The organism is Synechococcus sp. N32 (assembly GCF_900473895.1).
Lineage (GTDB): Bacteria > Cyanobacteriota > Cyanobacteriia > PCC-6307 > Cyanobiaceae > Parasynechococcus.
The window spans coordinates 242,015-256,988 of sequence record NZ_UCND01000011.1 but is presented as its reverse complement, the minus strand read 5'-3'; the positions used below and the strand labels follow the sequence as shown (position 1 = coordinate 256,988).

The window sequence follows — 14,974 nt, the reverse complement described above, 5'->3', positions numbered from 1 at the left end:
TCAAGCCGAGGGCATGACTGTTATCACTTGGGCCCAGATCCTTTGCAAGACAGGGTGACTCGGCTTTTGTATTCGGTTTGATTGGTTGGTCTTCTAAGGTTTTTTTCATTTTTTACTCCTTCTTCCGCCTCTAAAGAAAAAACAACGGCACCGAATCTGCGTCCCGTTGTTGTTTGTGAGAGGAGCGAATGGGGATCCGGTTGTTGCATCTGCACCTTCACGGTCTGTTCCGTTCCCATGAGCTCGAACTGGGGCGGGATGCTGATACCGGTGGTCAGACGTTGTATGTGCTGGAGCTCGTGCGCAGCCTGGCGCAGCGGGCGGAGGTTGAGCAGGTTGATGTGGTCACCCGGCTGATTCAGGATCGTCGGGTCGATCTTGATTACAGCCAAAGGGTTGAAGCCATTGCTCCAGGGGCCCGCATCCTGCGCTTTCCCTTCGGTCCCAAGCGGTATCTACGCAAGGAGTTGCTTTGGCCCCATCTTGAGGAGCTGGCTGATCAGCTGGTGGAACATCTGAGCCAGCCCGGTCAGAGGGTCGATTGGATTCATGCCCATTACGCCGATGCCGGTCTGGTGGGTGCTCTCGTCAGTCAGCGGTTGGGCATTCCGCTTGTTTTTACGGGTCATTCCCTTGGCCGGGAGAAACAGCGTCGTCTTCTGGCCGGTGGCTTGGATCGCTCTCAACTTGAGCAGACCTATGCCATTAGCCGGCGCATTGACGCCGAAGAGCGGGCCTTGGCCCAGGCGGATCTGGTGATCACCAGCACCCGTCAAGAGGCGGATCAGCAGTACTGCCGCTACGGCCACTTTCAGGCGGATCAGGCGGCGGTGGTGCCCCCTGGCGTTGATGCTTCTCGGTTCCATCCCCACGGTTCATCGCAGGAATGCTCCGCGTTGCAAAGTCTGTTGCAGCCTTTCCTCAGGGAGCCGGATCGTCCGCCTCTGCTGGCGATTTCCCGTGCGGTGCGGCGCAAGAACATTCCCGCTCTGGTGGAAGCCTTTGGTCAGTCGCCGGTGCTGCGGCAGCGTCACAACCTGGTGCTTGTGCTGGGCTGTCGGGATGACCCGCGTGAGCTCGAGAAGCAGCAGCGCGATGTGCTCCAGCAGGTGTTCGATCTGGTGGATCGCTTTGATCTCTATGGCCAGGTGGCTTATCCCAAACAACACAGTCGTGCCCAGATTCCTGCCCTTTATCGCTGGGCGGCGCGTCGTGGGGGGCTGTTTGCGAACCCGGCGTTGACCGAACCCTTCGGACTCACCCTTCTGGAGGCCGCGGCCTGTGGTTTGCCGATGGTGGCCACCGACGATGGCGGTCCACGGGACATTCAACACCGTTGCGACAACGGTCTTCTGGCGGACGTCACCGATCCCGGGGCACTTCAGGAGGCCCTGGAATTGGCCGGCAGTGATCGCTCCCGTTGGCACCGTTGGAGTGACAACGGGGTTGAGGCCATCAGTCGGCACTTCAGCTGGGATGCCCATGTGTGTCAGTACCTCGCCCTGATGCAGCAGAAAGTTCGCGTGTCACCTGTGCGTGGGATGTCGGTGGTGCGGCGGCCCAGCCCCGTCTCCAGGCTGTTGGCGCTGGATCTCGATAGCTGCTTGGAGCTGCCGGAGGAACGCTCCCTGGCGCATCTGCGCGATCGGCTTCAGGCCGAACCCTTCGCTGCGTCGACAGGCTTGGTGATTCTCACGGGGCGGTCGCTGGATCAGGCGCGTCAGCGCTACCAGGAGTTGCATCTTCCCGACCCCAAGGTCTGGATCTGCCGGGCTGGAACCGAGATTCACCACAGCTCGGATCGCGTGGAAGATCCCGTGTGGGCGAAGCGCATCAGCCAAGCCTGGGATCGCGAGGCTGTGCTCGCAGCGATGGGTCAACTCCAGGAACACCTTCAGCTTCAGGACCCGGATCATCAGAGTCCCTTCAAGGTCAGCTACCTGTTGCGTGCTTCCAACCGCGGCCTGATTGGTTTGGCCCGTCAGTGCCTGCGCCGCCATGGTCTGCAAGCGGAACCCCAGCTCCGTTGCCATTGGTTCTTGGATGTTCTGCCTCAGCGCGCGTCTCGCAGCGAGGCCATCCGTTTTCTGGCCCAGTCTTGGCAGCTCCCCCTGCAGCAGGTTCTGGTGGTGGCCAGTCAGCAGGGGGATGGAGAGTTGCTGGATGGTTTGCCCGCCACGGTGGTTCCTGCGGATCACGATCCCTGTCTGCTGGGCCAACGGACCCAGCAGCGGGTGTATGTGTCGAAACGCCCCAGTGTTGGAGCCGTGCTGGATGGCTTAAGCCACTACCGGTTTTCAGGCAGCCGTTGATCCTGGGATCACACTCACACAGGCGGCTGCCCTGTCGGCCTTGGCCTGTGCTTCCTTCCGATCTCCTCCCCTTGCCAGGGCCACACCCATGCGTCGACCGGGGCGGGCTGTGGGCTTGCCGAACAGCAGCACTTGGGTGTCAGCTTCCGTGAGCGCTTGTTCGACCCCTTCAAAAGCCACGGAGTCCATGTTCGTTTGGGCCAGGATCACGCGGCTGGCGGCGGCATCAGCTGCCGTGATGGTGGGGATCGGCAGACCGAGAACAGCACGCAGATGCAGTTCGAACTCGCTCAGGTTCTGGCTGATCAGGGTCACCAGGCCTGTGTCGTGCGGCCGGGGCGACAGTTCAGAAAAAATCACCTCATCGCCACAGAGGAAAAATTCCACCCCGAAGAGACCGGCACCGCCCAGGTTGTCGGTGACGGTTTTGGCCATGGCCTGGGCCTGACGCAGTTGTTGGTCGGTGAGTTGAGCGGGCTGCCAGCTGCATTGATAGTCCCCTCCCTCCTGTTCGTGGCCGATCGGCGCACAGAACAGGGTTTCGCCATTGCGCTGACGGATGGTGAGCAGGGTGATCTCCAGATCGAAATGGAGAAATTCCTCCACGATCACCTGGGTTGAGGTACCCCGTGCACCGGCCATGGCGGCCTCCCAGGCCTTGGGCAGATCGTCTGCACAGGTCACTACGCTCTGGCCTTTGCCGGAGGAACTCATCACCGGTTTCACCACGACGGGCCAGCCCAGTGGTTCCGCCACTGCTGTTAGTTCTGCAGCACTGGAGGCATAGGCGAACCGGGCGGTGCGGAGACCGAGTTCGCCGGCCGCCAGGTCGCGGATGCGGTCTCGGTTCATCGTGACGGCCGTCGCGCGGGCCGTGGGAATCACGGTGATCCCCTCTTGTTCGAGTTCCGCCAGGGCATGCACGGCGAGTGCCTCGATCTCCGGGATCACCACGTCGGGTCGGTGGCGCCTGACCACCTCCAGTAAGGCATCGGCATCGGTCATCGGCAGCACTTCGGCCACGTCAGCCACCTGCATGGCCGGGGCAGCGGCATAGCGATCACAGGCGATCACCCGGCAGCCAAGCCGTTGGGCAGCAATGGCCACCTCCTTGCCCAGCTCCCCGCTGCCCAGCAGCATCACGGTGCGTGGAAACGACGGCATGGTGATCCTTGAATGGCATGCCTGCATCATCAATCAACGCAAGTCCTGAGACTTTCCGCAGCCTGGTGTGCACAGCCCGTTCTCCCGCTAGGTCAAGGATGCGTTCTTGATTGAGTCCAGTGTTTCGGGCGACGTTGTTGGCGGTTCTTGCTGGAGCCTGTCTCCAGCTTGAGCCTGTTCAGGCCAGGCCTGCGGATCCGATTCCACCGGTTGCCCCGTGGCTCAGTGATGCGGAAGCACTGGCCTTGCTGCCCCCTGCTGTTCGTAGCCGTTCCAACAAACAGCTGGTGCTGCATCGTTCCAGTCGTCAGCTGATTCTGCTGGAGCAGGGGCAGCTTCGTTTGCGCGTGCCTGCTGCTGTCGGCACCCAAGGCTGGGAAACGCCTCTCGGCGAGCATCGGGTGCTGTTCAAAGCGGTGGATCCCGTCTGGCGGCATCCCGGTACCGGTGCTCTTGTACCCCCTGGAGGCCGCAACCCCCTGGGATCGCGCTGGATTGCTTTTTATCAGGACTGCTCCAATCCTGGTGGTTGGGATGGCGAGAAGGTGGTGCAGGTCCGCGGCTGCTCCCACGTCGGCCTGCATGGCACGCCCCACCGTTGGACTGTCGGACGGGCCGTGTCGCATGGATGCGTTCGCCTGTATGACGAACACATCCGCAGGGTGTTTGACCTTGTGGATGTGGGGACTCCTGTGGTGGTCCTGCCCTGATGGTGATGGTTGTGTCGTGATAGACCGAGGCACAAAAAAGGAGGGCATGAAAAAAGCCCTGGGTGGACCCAGGGCTTGGTGGACGTGTTTTGTCGTTCTGCCGTTAGATCACCAGAGTCCCTGAACGGGAGCAGCAGGGGCGGGCTCTTCGGCCTTGGCGGTGTAGGCCTGGATGCAGGCTGGGGTGTTCATGTACCAGCTGAGCAGCGAGGTGTCCTTGTGGAAATCACCTTGCACCTCGGCATTGCAGACCTTCATGGCACCTTGCAGGCGCTGGTCGGTCGGCAGCTTGGCCATCATTCCGTAGCTGGAGAGCTTGCCATCTTCAGCATCAAGAATGATGGAGCTGCGAACGGCCTGCAGATCGTTCTGCTGGCTGTAGTACGGGTGATAGTTGCCGTTGATGCTCTCCTTGAGGAAAGCCTCGCCTTCGGTGGAGTAGAGGAAGCGAGTGACGTCAGCAACGTCAACGTCGTACTGCTTCTCCAGACCCACCTCGAGTTCTTCGCGGGTCCAACCGGAGAGATCGCTCAGATCCTGAGGCACGGGATTGGAGACGGCCTTTTTGCCACCGATGGGCAACAGCACGTTGGAGCGAACGAAACCGTTGGTGACGGTGCGGGCGGTTTGTTTGGGGGCGGCGAAGCTGGGGAGGCCAGCGGCGGCGACCATCAGGCCGGCACCGGTGAACAGAAGTGCTCTGCGCATGAGCTGCAGTTGATTTGCCTTCGAACCGTCGCCAGACCATCGGGGCAGTGGCCCGGAACCACAGTGTTTTTTTCCTTTTAAGAGAGCGTTAACGAAAAAAGGGAATCCTGTCTTTTCTCTAGCGGAAGGGACTGTGTCTTAAGGTTCTCTTCCAATTCTCGTTTTGATTGCTTGCTGGGTCTGTTTGCCGCGTTGCTTGTGCCGATGTCGGGTGTGGTGACCCAAGGCGTCGAACAGGACCATCCAGCTCTGGACATCTCCTGTCGTGTGGGTCGCCCTGTGCGTGCCGCCCATGACGGGGTCGGTCGGAGTCGCTGGACAGCCACCCACGGATGGACGTTTCATCTGGCTGGGGCAGGCGTCAAGACGCGTTACAGCCATCTCAACACTGGTGCCCCAGCAGGCTCCTATGACCGCGGCCAGATCATTGGTCTTTGCGGCAACACGGGCCGGTGGTCGACCGGTCCTCATCTCCACTTCGAAGCAGAACCCCTGCATCTCCTGGACGTGCTTGAGAGCCCCAGCGCAGAGCAGCTGAAATCGATGGAGCAATCGCCTCAATGGCGTGAGCGCTCGGTGGAAGCGAGCCGCTGAGGGCTCAGTTCGAATCGGTGCTGCTCTGACGGCGCACTTCGCCGATCAGCCACACGCCCATGAATCCAAGCGACGACACACCGAAATAGATCAGAACCCATTTCAGAACCCGGTCAGGATCCGCAGCGGCGTTGGCGAGCAGCTCAGCGGTTTTGGCAAGCAGGTTGTCCATCAGTTCTCAAGATCGGGGATCAGCGTGAGTTGGCGGACCGGTGATTCTTCGCTGACGAAACCCCAGGCTTCAAACACGGTGGGATCGGGATGCGTGATGCGCTGTTCCGTTCCGTGGCGCTCCAGTTGGAACCCTTCACTCGACATGCGTCGCATCAAACTGGCCGACTCCTCAAAGCGGGCAGCCATCGCCTCGAGGCTTGAGCAGTCAGCGGTGAGACCGGTTTCACGCCAGGTGAAGTAGGTCATCCTGCCTTGCCGCCTCAAAGCATGAGTTTAAGGGATGTGAGCGGCATGGAGCTTTCGTTCTGGATATCCAAAATCCACTGAGTACCGGCTATGTCGTTTAGGCCTCTTTTTATTAAGGGCACTGTGTTGTGGTCACTCTAAATTCTTAAAACGTCGGTCATTTTTGTGAATCAGCGTCAATCTTTATGAGAAGGATTGACTTTGTGAGGAGTGACCAAAGTTCAATCTCATTGGTGGGTGATCTGAATCGCTGCACCCTCGAGATCGCTTCGACATGAGGTTCCTCAGGATTGGATCAAATGATCGATGCTTAGGGACGCAGCACCAGTCCGAGGAGGACAAGCCCTGCTGTGACCAGCCAGAACGCGGGCACTACGCTTCGTTCATCGGTGCTGCCCAGCTCAAAGTGGTGATGCAGCGGCGCCATGCGGAACACGCGTCGCCCCTGTCCATCAGGGCCTTTCGTGGCCTTGAACACCCAAACCTGGATGATCACGGAGAGGGATTCGGCGACGAAGACGCCTCCCATCACCAGCAGGGGCCAGAGGCTGTTGGACAACAGAGCCACACCGCTAAGGGCGGCTCCCATCGCCAGGGATCCCGTGTCTCCCATGAAGGCCCGAGCCGGGTTTCGGTTGTGCACCAGAAACCCAAGCCATGCCCCGGCCATGGTCATGCAGAAGCCAGCCAAGGCGGGATCTCCGTTGTCTCCCCGGAGCATCAGTTGAAGTGCCAGACCGGTAAACACCAGTGCTCCGCAGCCGCTGGCTAAGCCATCCAGGCCATCGGTGAGGTTGGTGGCGTTGCTCTCCGCCAGAACGACAAACAGCCCCAGCGGCCAGATCAGAAGCCCTAGGGGCAGTTCAAGGCCAAAAGGCAGGGCAATGCTGCTGCTGATCCAGCCCTGCCAGGCAGCGATGGCCAGAAAGGTTGCGGCTGCCATGGCTTGCAGCAGCAATTTTCCTCGCGCCGTCAGGCCAGCATTGGTGTGTTTGGTGAGGCTGCTCCAGTCATCGATGCCGCCGATCAGCATGAACGCCAGGGTCAGGGCTGCCAGGCTGAGCAGTTGTTGTGACGCCACGGCGTCCCGTGTGATCAGGCTCCCGAGAATGACCCCGACGGGAACCACCAGAAGGCCCCCCATCGTTGGAGTTCCCGCCTTGCTCTGATGGGCTTTGGGGCCTTCCTCACGGATGAATTGCCCCATCTTCAAGCGCCGCAGAAGGGGAATGCCCAAGGCTGCAGTCGCTGTTGCGCAGACCGCTGAAATCAAGAGCGGTAGGCTCAGTTGCGCATTGGTGATCCACTTGTCGGCTGCAAAGCTGGTCATCAAGACCACCAGCATCAGCAAGCTGGCACTCAATGAGCCGTACTCCCACCAAGGACGGCGGTTCGAATCCGTGGATTGCAAAGCTGCACTGGACTGATCGCTGGGACCCTAGGTGAGTCGCTCAGTGGCGACCAGTCAGTGCTTGGGGAACGTCAGTCCTCCCACTGCTCCTCGTTTTGCTCGTCGTCTTTGTTGTAATCCTCTTTCTCACCCATGAGCGCGGAGAGTTCCTCCTCTTCGACGGTGCTCACTTCAGGTGAACCGGATTCTTCGTCGGCAACGAGACGGCCGCTGGTTTCCAGCCAAGACAGAAGGTCAGGCTCCTCACGCAGGGGCAGCACGGGTGCAGGGTCGCGGCGCCCGTAGCGGGTGAGGGACGGGTTGACGCTGTCCAGGGCGTTTGAATCAACCAGAGCGCTCATGCAGGGAGGGACGCGGGCCAATCGACCAAGATAGACCATGTGCTGTTTTTGATCCCCCACTGAACAAATCTGCGCTGCTCGTTCTTCTGTGGGGTCTGGCCCTGATCATCAGCTCTGGTCTGCATTGGTGGGGTTTGCAGCGGCCTGAACCGTTGCAGACCTCCTGGACCCTGGCGCTGCTGCTGGTCTTTGTTCCGGCTGCAGCATTGGCTGCATGGTTGCTTGCGGCTTCTCCACAGGTGGCGACCGGCGAGACGAGAGAATCAGACGATTGTGATCAGGAGACCCATTGATGGGCCGCGCCAAGAAGGTGGTACTCGCCTATTCCGGGGGAGTGGATACCAGTGTCTGCATCCCATACCTCAAGCAGGAATGGGGTGTTGAGGATGTGATCACCTTTGCCGCTGATCTCGGCCAGGGCGATGAGCTGGAGCCGATTCGTCAGAAAGCGCTGGATGCCGGTGCCAGTCAGTCGCTGGTGGGAGATCTGATTGAGCCCTTCATCAAGGATTTCGCTTTTCCGGCGATTCGTGCCAACGCCCTCTACGAAGGCCGTTACCCCCTCTCTACGGCCCTGGCGAGGCCTCTGATCGCGAAGCGCCTGGTGGAGGTGGCCCGGGAAGTGGGTGCCGATGCTGTCGCCCATGGATGCACAGGCAAGGGCAATGATCAGGTGCGTTTCGATGTGGCCATCGCTGCATTGGCACCGGACCTCAAGGTGCTCACCCCAGCCCGTGAGTGGGGCATGAGCCGTGAGGAGACCATCGCCTACGGCGAACGCTTTGGTCTGCCCGCACCGGTGAGCAAGAAGTCGCCTTACTCGATCGATCTCAATCTGCTGGGCCGCAGCATTGAAGCCGGACCCCTTGAAGACCCGATGGTGGCTCCGCCGGAGGAGGTGTTTGCGATGACGCGATCGGTGGAGGCGTCTCCGGATGCCTCTGAAGAGATCGAGATTGCCTTTGAAGCAGGCAATCCTGTGGCGATCAACGGTCAGCAGCTGGACCCGGTGGCCTTGATCCGTGAAGCCAACCGCCTGGCGGGCACCCATGGCATCGGCCGTCTCGACATGATCGAGAACCGTGTGGTGGGGATCAAATCCCGGGAGATCTACGAAACGCCTGGCCTTTTGCTGTTGATCCAGGCCCACCAGGAACTGGAAAGCCTGACCCTGGCCGCCGATGTGCTGCGCAGCAAGCGGCAATTGGAAATGCAGTGGGCCGATCTCGTCTACCAGGGCCTTTGGTTTGGCCCTCTCAAGGATGCTCTGGACGGCTTCATGGACCGCACCCAGACCACCGTCAATGGTGTCGTTCGTCTCCGGCTGCACAAAGGAACGGCTACGGTCACCGGCCGCGGTTCAGCCGACAGCAGCCTGTACGTCCCCGAAATGGCGTCCTACGGCAGTGAGGATCAGTTCGATCACCGCGCTGCAGAGGGCTTTATCTACGTCTGGGGTCTGCCGACCCGACTCTGGTCAGCATCCCAGCGCCGTTCAAGCTGAGCGCTGCCTCTTCTGCAGGAAGTTGAGAAGCCTCAGGCCCGGAAAACGCACAACGTTGTCCGGTTCTGAGCTTCCAGGCAGGGCTGGCTGAGGCCGTTCGATCTGGTCTTGATCAACCTGTTCAGCCAGCAGTTGATAACGCTCCATCAACGGCTCAAGCCGCTGTTGGAAACGTCGTTCAAAGACGTCCGGCAGTTCGGCCAGAAGCTCGATGTATGCCTCGATCTCGCCCTCGAGCTCGGAAATTCTCTGTTTCAGCAACCGAATCACTTCAGCGTCGCCATGACGCTCGTTCCAAACAGGTTCGGTTGGCTGAGGTTGGTCGTGTTTCGAATCCATGGGCGGACGGTATCGCCCACCCACGAATCCAACAATGCTGATCAGTCAGCTGATGCAGCGGCTTCGGCCTGTTGCTGTTGAGCAGCTTCGCTGCCCGGCATCACCCGAGGTGCGGGAAGGGGACCTTCCTGCTTCACGGTCAGATAGCGGATCACATCCTCACTGAGGCGCATTGCCTTCTCGAGAACAGCAACGTGCTGGCCATCGCCGTTGTGGCTCAGTTGCACGTAAATGCCTTCCTTGTGCTTTGCAATCGGATAGGCCAGACGGCGCTTGCCACGCATCTGGTTGTCAAGCACGTCGGCACCAGCTTCCACGAGCATGTCGCGGTACTTGGTGAGATGGCTTTCAACTTCCTCCTCCGGAATGTCCGGACGAAGGATGTACATGGTTTCGTAATACGGATCGTGCGTCATGGGCAGCACCGATGGGGCATCAGGCTCACCGGAGTGAGCGACGGATCCAACACCTTATCTCCTGGCGTGTCCCTCCAACTTCAATAGAGCTGCATGCGTACGGCCTGGCTGATCCCGGGAAGATCCGGTTCGCGCCCGCGCCAGCACTCCACCAGGGCGAACAGAAGGATCGCCAGCACCGCCACCACGATCGTGCTGGACAGGGTGCTCACCAGCAGGCTGCCTCCGGCAATGGGTTGGAGAAGGATCCCAAACGCGAAGCTCAGCACAACGATGACGATGTCGGTGAGCAGGGCCTGCAGGGTGTTGAAGCGCAGGAAGTAGGGAACGGCCGGATTCCGCACCACCGCCAGAAACAGCACGAAGAACAGCAGCAGGCCACCGAAGGGAACCCCCCGATCCAATTGGATCAGCGGTACCGCGGGAATGGTCAACAACCTGAGCAGAGGGATCTGGTTGAACACGCCGTCAGCCCCCCATCCAAAGGGAATGGCGTCACTCCAGGGGAGCAGGTACACCAGCGGTGCAAGCAGCCGCTGCCAGAGGGGAATCTGCACGGTGGAGCTAGGGATTGTTGGGACCTTAGGTCGCAAGAGCAGTGGTGGCGGCACTGCGCATCGCCGCGACAGGAACGTCGTTGCGTCCACTCCACAGCCGCAGCGAGGCAGCGCCCTGCTGCACCAGCATCTCGAGACCATCGATGCATCGGTGGCCCCGTTGTTGCCCAGCGGCGAGCCAGCTGGTGGGCCTTGGTGTGTAGATCAGGTCGTACAACACTGCCTCTCCATTCAGGTTTGTCCAGAGCTCGGCCCCCAGTGGCATCGCCTCGGGGTCACCGTGCTGGGCCATGCCCACCGGGGTGGTGTTCACCACGAGAGCCGCTTGAGCCACGCTCTCGTTGAGTTGAACAGCGTTGTCGAGACAGGCCGTCAGGGGGGCGTGGCTCTGCTGCAAATCAGAGATGAAGGCTTGCAGTGCCTCGCTTCGCCGTCCCACAACGGTGATGCTGCTGAGGTCCAGGGTCTGCAGACCGGCGACCACGGCCCGAGCTGATCCGCCGCAGCCGATCACCACGGCATGGCGTCCTGCCCAGGCGTCGTTGGCACCGAGGGGTGCCAGAAAGCCCTCCGCATCGGTGTTGGTGCCGAACCAGCCACCGCTCGTTCCCGGAATCAGGGTGTTGACGGCACCGAGCCGTTTCGCCAGTGGGCTCAGCTCCTCGCAGAGGTCCGCGATGGCTTGTTTGTGGGGGATGGTGACGTTGAGGCCCTGGCAGCCAACGGCCCTGAGACCCTTCAACACCTGATCAAGGTTTTCGCTTGTGCAGGGCAGGGCCAGGTAGCGCCAGTTGAGCCCCATGCTTTCGATGGCGGCGTTCTGCATCACCGGCGAAAGCGAGTGGCGCACTGGATTGCCAAGCAGGCCCACAAGGCTGGTGTCGCCGTTGATCATTGCCAGGGCCGGATCGCTCCACCAGCCTGCCTGTTCGGGAACCACACCTCGCCTGTCACCGGGTCTGCTGTGGAGGATGAGCCCATTCAAATCACCATTTCTGGAGGTGGGCACCGATGGGCAAGGTTGTCGGCATTGACCTTGGCACCACGAACAGCTGTGTTTCCGTGATGGAGGGCGGCAAGCCCACCGTGATCGCGAACGCCGAGGGCTTCCGCACCACGCCCTCCGTGGTTGCTTACACCAAGAACCAGGATCAGCTGGTGGGTCAGATCGCCAAACGTCAGGCGGTGATGAACCCGGATAACACCTTCTATTCCGTCAAGCGTTTCATCGGCCGTCGGGTTGATGAGGTGAACGAGGAATCGAAAGAGGTGAGCTACGGCGTCGAAAAGGCCGGCTCCAACGTGAAGGTGAAGTGCCCGGTTCTCGACAAGCAATTCGCGCCTGAAGAGGTTTCCGCCCAGGTGCTGCGCAAGCTGGCCGAGGACGCCGGTAAGTACCTCGGTGAAACCGTCAGCCAAGCGGTGATCACCGTTCCCGCCTACTTCAACGACTCCCAGCGCCAGGCCACCAAGGACGCCGGCAAGATTGCTGGCCTTGAGGTGCTGCGCATCATCAACGAGCCCACCGCTGCGGCTCTGGCCTACGGCCTCGACAAAAAGAGCAACGAGCGCATCCTGGTTTTCGACCTGGGCGGCGGCACCTTCGACGTGTCCGTTCTGGAAGTTGGCGACGGCGTGTTTGAGGTGTTGTCCACCGCTGGTGACACGCACCTCGGTGGTGACGATTTCGACAAGGTGATCGTTGATCACCTGGCCGAGACCTTCAAATCCAACGAAGGCATCGATCTGCGTCAAGACAAGCAGGCCCTGCAACGCCTCACTGAAGCCGCTGAAAAAGCCAAGGTTGAGCTGTCCAACGCCACCCAGAGCGAGATCAACCTGCCGTTCATCACGGCCACGCCTGAGGGTCCCAAGCACCTGGATCTCACCCTCACCCGCGCCAAGTTCGAGGAACTGGCTTCCAAGCTGATCGACCGCTGCGCCATGCCTGTGGAGCAGGCGCTCAAGGACGCCAAGCTCTCCTCTGGCGAGCTGGACGAAATCGTGATGGTGGGTGGTTCCACCCGCATCCCGGCCGTGCTCGAACTGGTGAAGCGCATCACCGGCAAAGATCCCAACCAGACGGTGAACCCCGATGAGGTGGTGGCTGTCGGTGCTGCCATTCAGGGCGGTGTGCTGGCCGGCGAGGTGAAGGACATCCTTCTGCTCGACGTCACGCCCCTCTCCCTGGGTGTGGAGACCCTCGGGGGTGTGATGACCAAGATGATCACCCGCAACACCACGGTTCCCACCAAGAAGACCGAGACCTACTCCACGGCTGTGGATGGTCAGACCAATGTGGAAATCCATGTGCTCCAGGGTGAGCGCGAGATGGCGTCCGATAACAAGTCGCTTGGAACCTTCCGTCTCGATGGCATCCCCCCGGCTCCCCGTGGCGTGCCTCAGATCGAAGTGACCTTCGACATCGACGCCAACGGCATCCTCAGCGTCACCGCCAAGGACAAGGGCAGCGGCAAGGAGCAGTCCATCTCGATCACCGGTGCGTCGACCCTCTCGGATTCCGAGGTCGACAAGATGGTCAAGGACGCCGAGGCCAACGCCAGCGCTGACAAGGAGAAGCGCGAAAAGATCGACCTCAAGAACCAGGCCGAAACCCTCGTCTACCAGGCTGAAAAGCAGATGGGAGAACTGGGCGACAAGGTCGATGCCGATGCCAAGGCAAAGCTGGAGGAGAAGCGCCTCAAGCTCAAAGAAGCCACCGAGAAGGACGACTACGACGCGATGAAGACCCTGCTGGAGGAACTGCAGCAGGAGCTGTACACCGTGGGTGCGTCCGTCTATCAGCAGGAAGGGGCTGCAGCTGGTGCTGGTGCACCTGGTGCTGACGCCGGTGCCGGTGCCAACGCCGGTGGTGGCGATGCCAGTGACGACGTCATCGACGCGGAGTTCACCGAGACCAAGTGATCGGTTGATTCACCAACGCGTTAGGGCCCTGCGGGGCCCTTTTTTTATGCCTGCTCGAGTTCAGCGGCGACCCACTCGGCGGTGCCGGGCGTGAGCAGAACGCCGTTGCGATAGTGCCCACTGGCAAGGATCAACCCAGGTTCAAGTTCCTCCAGCAGAGGGGCCGGGCGATCCACGGGCCGAGCTCGCAGGCCACTCCAATGGCCAACCACCGTGGCTGACCGCAGCCACTCCGGTGCCCGCTCATTCAGGTTGCGCATCAGCGTCAGAGGATCCTCAGAAGCGCGATCGCCCGGTTCCACGGTGGCCCCGAGCAGCAATCGCCCGGGTGCGGTTGGAATCAGGTTGAAGCCCTGATCCACCAGCACTGAGGGCCAGTTGCTCCACGTCGGCGGACCCGTTGTCAGTTCCAGTGACAGGGCCTGGCCCAACACCGGTGTCATCGGTCGGGCCTGGCCCAGCGGTTCCAGCAAGACGTCCGAGCTCAGGGCTGTGCAGAGCACCACAAGGTTGTGAACGGAGCTGTCTCCATCGGCGCGATGCACATGCCAGTGGTTGTCGTTGCGCTCCAGATGGACCACCGCCGTGGCATTCATCTCCACGCTTTGCCCTGCCAGCGCCTGTCGCAGGGCCAGTTGCAGCAGCAGTGGATCCACACGACCGTCGTGGCGCGAGTGCAGGCCACCGTGGCTGGCCGTCGGCCAGACCGCTGCCAGGTCGGTGTTGGTGACCATCTGCAGGCCCAGGTCAACGCGCTGGGCGGCCAGCGCTTCCATCCGCTTAGCCGCTTGTTCGTCCTCGGCGATTTGCAGCAAGCCCGGATGGAGTTTGAGCTCTGGTTGGTGAGCCTGCAGCGTTTCGATCCACTGCGGCCAGAGCTCCATGCTCCGGCGGCGCAGCCTCCAGCCCCGCCCGCTGCTGCGGCGAAACACGTGGCCCATCAGCACCCCGAGGGATGCAGAGGTTCCACTCAAATCGTTTGCTGATCCCTCGCGATCAACGGACTGGCTCAGGCGAGGGTCGTAAACAGAAACATCGTGCCCTTGCTGGGCCAGATGCCAGGCGGTGCCAAGGCCGATGGCCCCGGCACCAATCACTCCAATGGAGCGGTTCAGTTGAAGGCCTCAGCGGGGATGAGATCGCTGTAGGCATCAAATCCGGCAGCCACGGCGCTGTAGGACTTCTGCAGACGGCTGAAGTCCTGCAGGCGTGCCGCTTCATCGAGATCGGCCAGAGCTTCTTTCAAGGAGCGGGCCACCTTGGTGGCTTCCTTGCGCTCGCTCTTGTCGAGGCGCTGATTGATGTAGAGCATTTCCCGGCTCACTTCCTGCATGGGGCCATGCAGGAGGTTGCGGGTGAACACCCAATCCTTTTCACTCACCAGCCGGGCCAGATCGGGCAGACGGGACTTTGCGTCTTCAAAGGCTGCGGCCTGGCGGCGGATCACGCCCAGGTCGTCAGGACTGATGCCGGCAGCATTGGCAGCAGCCGGGGCCATCAGACCCAGGCTCAAAGCGACGCAGAGGCAGAACGCGGCAAGGCGGCTCAGAGCCTTCAGCATGGTGATCAAAAA

The 14,974-nt window shown here is 61.0% G+C and carries 18 protein-coding genes; 6 read left to right on the top strand and 12 right to left on the bottom strand.

Features of this window, described 5'->3' with window-relative positions; all coding sequences use genetic code 11:
* The first annotated feature begins 188 nt into the window (after positions 1–188).
* Entirely contained in the window at positions 189–2,312 is a 2,124-nt protein-coding gene (locus DXY35_RS04955; protein WP_115081375.1) for an HAD family hydrolase, read from the top strand.
* Here the strand turns inward: DXY35_RS04955 and purT are convergent.
* Positions 2,298–3,476, bottom strand: coding sequence for a formate-dependent phosphoribosylglycinamide formyltransferase (gene purT / locus DXY35_RS04950; protein WP_115081374.1), 1,179 nt, complete (start codon positions 3,474–3,476; stop codon positions 2,298–2,300). The two genes, DXY35_RS04955 and purT, sit on opposite strands and share 15 nt — an antisense overlap.
* Positions 3,477–3,613: 137 nt before the next feature.
* Here purT and DXY35_RS04945 point away from each other — a divergent pair, with 137 nt between their 5' ends.
* Positions 3,614–4,186 (top strand): L,D-transpeptidase, encoded by a 573-nt coding sequence (locus DXY35_RS04945; RefSeq protein ID WP_244272917.1) that lies wholly within the window; start codon positions 3,614–3,616, stop codon positions 4,184–4,186.
* Positions 4,187–4,294: 108 nt separating this feature from the next.
* Here DXY35_RS04945 and DXY35_RS04940 read toward each other — a convergent pair whose 3' ends face one another.
* Positions 4,295–4,894, bottom strand: a complete 600-nt coding sequence (locus DXY35_RS04940; protein ID WP_115081372.1) for an alpha/beta hydrolase — start codon at positions 4,892–4,894, stop codon at positions 4,295–4,297.
* Positions 4,895–5,065: 171 nt separating this feature from the next.
* Here DXY35_RS04940 and DXY35_RS04935 point away from each other — a divergent pair, with 171 nt between their 5' ends.
* Positions 5,066–5,488 (top strand): M23 family metallopeptidase, encoded by a 423-nt coding sequence (locus DXY35_RS04935; protein ID WP_115081371.1) that lies wholly within the window; start codon positions 5,066–5,068, stop codon positions 5,486–5,488.
* A 4-nt stretch (positions 5,489–5,492) separates the two neighbouring features.
* On the opposite strand, the gene DXY35_RS12625 is transcribed toward DXY35_RS04935, so the two are convergent.
* The 4 genes from DXY35_RS12625 to DXY35_RS04920 form a co-directional block, all read right to left on the bottom strand.
* Positions 5,493–5,660 carry a hypothetical protein gene (locus DXY35_RS12625; RefSeq protein ID WP_170950514.1) on the bottom strand — a complete coding sequence of 56 codons (168 nt, stop codon included), beginning with the start codon at positions 5,658–5,660 and terminating at the stop codon, positions 5,493–5,495.
* Positions 5,660–5,908 carry a hypothetical protein gene (locus DXY35_RS04930; RefSeq protein ID WP_115081370.1) on the bottom strand — a complete coding sequence of 83 codons (249 nt, stop codon included), beginning with the start codon at positions 5,906–5,908 and terminating at the stop codon, positions 5,660–5,662. Before DXY35_RS04930 ends, DXY35_RS12625 begins: the two co-directional genes overlap by 1 nt.
* Before the next feature lie 310 nt (positions 5,909–6,218).
* Complete coding sequence (mraY, locus tag DXY35_RS04925; protein WP_244272966.1) at positions 6,219–7,253, bottom strand: phospho-N-acetylmuramoyl-pentapeptide-transferase; 1,035 nt, start codon at positions 7,251–7,253, stop codon at positions 6,219–6,221.
* A 137-nt stretch (positions 7,254–7,390) separates the two neighbouring features.
* The gene (locus DXY35_RS04920; RefSeq protein WP_114988803.1) at positions 7,391–7,660 is read right to left on the bottom strand and encodes a DUF3134 domain-containing protein; all 270 of its coding nucleotides are present in this window, start codon (positions 7,658–7,660) and stop codon (positions 7,391–7,393) included.
* A 152-nt stretch (positions 7,661–7,812) separates the two neighbouring features.
* Between DXY35_RS04920 and DXY35_RS12620 the strand changes: the two genes are divergently transcribed.
* Both DXY35_RS12620 and DXY35_RS04915 read left to right on the top strand, forming a co-directional pair.
* The gene (locus DXY35_RS12620) at positions 7,813–7,953 is read left to right on the top strand and encodes a hypothetical protein (RefSeq protein WP_170950503.1); all 141 of its coding nucleotides are present in this window, start codon (positions 7,813–7,815) and stop codon (positions 7,951–7,953) included.
* Positions 7,953–9,164 carry an argininosuccinate synthase gene (locus DXY35_RS04915; protein WP_115081368.1) on the top strand — a complete coding sequence of 404 codons (1,212 nt, stop codon included), beginning with the start codon at positions 7,953–7,955 and terminating at the stop codon, positions 9,162–9,164. The genes DXY35_RS12620 and DXY35_RS04915 overlap by 1 nt, the downstream gene beginning before the upstream one ends.
* Here the strand turns inward: DXY35_RS04915 and DXY35_RS04910 are convergent.
* The 4 genes from DXY35_RS04910 to DXY35_RS04895 all read right to left on the bottom strand — a co-directional run bounded on the left by DXY35_RS04910 (position 9,156) and on the right by DXY35_RS04895 (position 11,371).
* Positions 9,156–9,503: a hypothetical protein gene (locus tag DXY35_RS04910; protein WP_115081367.1), complete on the bottom strand. Its 348-nt coding sequence runs from the start codon at positions 9,501–9,503 to the stop codon at positions 9,156–9,158. The genes DXY35_RS04915 and DXY35_RS04910 overlap by 9 nt on opposite strands.
* Before the next feature lie 41 nt (positions 9,504–9,544).
* Positions 9,545–9,919, bottom strand: coding sequence for a 30S ribosomal protein S6 (gene rpsF, locus DXY35_RS04905; protein WP_114988800.1), 375 nt, complete (start codon positions 9,917–9,919; stop codon positions 9,545–9,547).
* Positions 9,920–9,999: 80 nt separating this feature from the next.
* Positions 10,000–10,512 carry a Tic20 family protein gene (locus DXY35_RS04900; protein ID WP_256359512.1) on the bottom strand — a complete coding sequence of 171 codons (513 nt, stop codon included), beginning with the start codon at positions 10,510–10,512 and terminating at the stop codon, positions 10,000–10,002.
* Complete coding sequence (locus tag DXY35_RS04895; protein WP_115081608.1) at positions 10,502–11,371, bottom strand: shikimate dehydrogenase; 870 nt, start codon at positions 11,369–11,371, stop codon at positions 10,502–10,504. Before DXY35_RS04895 ends, DXY35_RS04900 begins: the two co-directional genes overlap by 11 nt.
* Before the next feature lie 116 nt (positions 11,372–11,487).
* Here DXY35_RS04895 and dnaK point away from each other — a divergent pair, with 116 nt between their 5' ends.
* The gene (gene dnaK / locus DXY35_RS04890) at positions 11,488–13,401 is read left to right on the top strand and encodes a molecular chaperone DnaK (protein ID WP_114988798.1); all 1,914 of its coding nucleotides are present in this window, start codon (positions 11,488–11,490) and stop codon (positions 13,399–13,401) included.
* 44 nt (positions 13,402–13,445) lie between these two features.
* Here the strand turns inward: dnaK and DXY35_RS04885 are convergent, their stop codons facing one another.
* Positions 13,446–14,498, bottom strand: coding sequence for an FAD-binding oxidoreductase (locus tag DXY35_RS04885; RefSeq protein ID WP_115081365.1), 1,053 nt, complete (start codon positions 14,496–14,498; stop codon positions 13,446–13,448).
* Between the two features lie 14 nt (positions 14,499–14,512).
* Positions 14,513–14,962 carry a photosystem II protein PsbQ gene (psbQ, locus tag DXY35_RS04880; RefSeq protein WP_115081364.1) on the bottom strand — a complete coding sequence of 150 codons (450 nt, stop codon included), beginning with the start codon at positions 14,960–14,962 and terminating at the stop codon, positions 14,513–14,515.
* Positions 14,963–14,974: the final 12 nt, after the last annotated feature.

What these genes read in the sequence shown, in the direction of transcription:
- DXY35_RS04915 (WP_115081368.1), top strand. Translation starts at nt 7,953, where the DNA reads ATGGGCCGCGCCAAGAAGGTGGTACTCGCCTATTCCGGGGGAGTGGAT.
- DXY35_RS04910 (WP_115081367.1), bottom strand. Translation starts at nt 9,503, where the DNA reads ATGGATTCGAAACACGACCAACCTCAGCCAACCGAACCTGTTTGGAAC.
- DXY35_RS04895 (WP_115081608.1), bottom strand. Translation starts at nt 11,371, where the DNA reads ATGATCAACGGCGACACCAGCCTTGTGGGCCTGCTTGGCAATCCAGTG.
- DXY35_RS12625 (WP_170950514.1), bottom strand. Translation starts at nt 5,660, where the DNA reads ATGGACAACCTGCTTGCCAAAACCGCTGAGCTGCTCGCCAACGCCGCT.
- dnaK (WP_114988798.1), top strand. Translation starts at nt 11,488, where the DNA reads ATGGGCAAGGTTGTCGGCATTGACCTTGGCACCACGAACAGCTGTGTT.
- rpsF (WP_114988800.1), bottom strand. Translation starts at nt 9,919, where the DNA reads ATGACGCACGATCCGTATTACGAAACCATGTACATCCTTCGTCCGGAC.
- purT (WP_115081374.1), bottom strand. Translation starts at nt 3,476, where the DNA reads ATGCCGTCGTTTCCACGCACCGTGATGCTGCTGGGCAGCGGGGAGCTG.
- DXY35_RS04955 (WP_115081375.1), top strand. Translation starts at nt 189, where the DNA reads ATGGGGATCCGGTTGTTGCATCTGCACCTTCACGGTCTGTTCCGTTCC.
- mraY (WP_244272966.1), bottom strand. Translation starts at nt 7,253, where the DNA reads ATGCTGGTGGTCTTGATGACCAGCTTTGCAGCCGACAAGTGGATCACC.
- psbQ (WP_115081364.1), bottom strand. Translation starts at nt 14,962, where the DNA reads ATGCTGAAGGCTCTGAGCCGCCTTGCCGCGTTCTGCCTCTGCGTCGCT.
- DXY35_RS04940 (WP_115081372.1), bottom strand. Translation starts at nt 4,894, where the DNA reads ATGCGCAGAGCACTTCTGTTCACCGGTGCCGGCCTGATGGTCGCCGCC.
- DXY35_RS04930 (WP_115081370.1), bottom strand. Translation starts at nt 5,908, where the DNA reads ATGACCTACTTCACCTGGCGTGAAACCGGTCTCACCGCTGACTGCTCA.
- DXY35_RS04920 (WP_114988803.1), bottom strand. Translation starts at nt 7,660, where the DNA reads ATGAGCGCTCTGGTTGATTCAAACGCCCTGGACAGCGTCAACCCGTCC.